Source organism: Vreelandella zhaodongensis, assembly GCF_013415115.1.
In the GTDB taxonomy this organism is placed as follows: Bacteria; Pseudomonadota; Gammaproteobacteria; order Pseudomonadales; family Halomonadaceae; genus Vreelandella; species Vreelandella zhaodongensis.
Genome location: NZ_JACCDD010000022.1, coordinates 1 through 1,174 on the forward strand (window position 1 = coordinate 1; position 1,174 = coordinate 1,174).

The 1,174-nt window shown below is 56.1% G+C and carries 1 protein-coding gene; it reads left to right on the plus strand.

What is annotated here, in order from left to right; translation table 11 throughout:
• Positions 1 to 1,174 (plus strand): hypothetical protein (locus HZS79_RS16700; protein ID WP_218928038.1); only part of this gene is annotated, 1,174 nt, incomplete at both ends.

Here is a 1,174-nt window from a genome sequence, read left to right on the forward strand (position 1 = left end):
ATACGCCGCTGACCTTCGCTGGCGACAGCGGCGAGTCATTCGAGCGTCGCCTGGGTGAGCAGACCAACGTGAAAGGTGGTGCTGAAGGCGGCTTGACCGAAGGCAACATCGGCGTGGTGGCGGATGGTGAAGACACACTCAACATCCAACTGGCCGAGAACATCGACCTGGGTGAAGACGGTAGCCTGACGATCAACGAAACGCTGATTGATGGCAACCAGATCACCACCAACAACGTGACGGTGAACGAAACCCTAACCGTTGAGGGCGACACGTTCCTGAACGAGAACCTGACGGTTGCGGGTAGCACCACCATCAACGAAAACCTGACCGTTGAAGGTACTACACAGCTGGGCGACAACTTCTTCGTTAACAACGAAGGTAACGTCACCTACGACGGCGACATCACCGAGAACAACCACATCACCAACAAGCAGTATGTGGATAACTCAGTGACCGAGTTGGGCGATACGCCGCTGACGTTTGGTGCCAACGAAGGTGACGACTCTGAGCGTCGTCTGGGCGACCGTCTGGACATCGTGGGCGAGGAAGATGCGGAAGGTGATAGCAACATCATCACTAAGCTAACCGATGAAGAGACGCTGGAACTGGCGCTGAATGACGATCTCAAGATCGGCAACAGCATCACCGTGGGCGACACCTTTATTGATGGCGACCGCATCACCGCCAACAATCTCACTGTGTCTGGTGAAACCAACCTTGCTAACACACTTCAGGTCACCGAAGGTGCGATCAACGTTGCCGAGAACACCACGATCAATATGGGTGACAACCAAGTCACCAACGTGGCGGCTGGCACCGAAGGCGATCACGCGGTCAACCTTGATCAGCTGAACGAGTTGGGCGATACGCCGCTGACCTTCGCTGGCGACAGCGGCGAGTCATTCGAACGTCGCCTGGGTGAGCAGACCAACGTGAAAGGTGGTGCTGAAGGCGGCTTGACCGAAGGCAACATCGGCGTGGTGGCGGATGGTGAAGACACGCTCAACATCCAACTGGCCGAGAACATCGACCTGGGTGAAGACGGCAGCTTGACGATCAACGAAACGCTGATTGATGGTGACCAAATCACCACCAACAACGTGACGGTGAACGAAACCCTAACCGTTGAGGGCGACACGTTCCTGAACGAGAACCTGACGGTAGCGGGCAG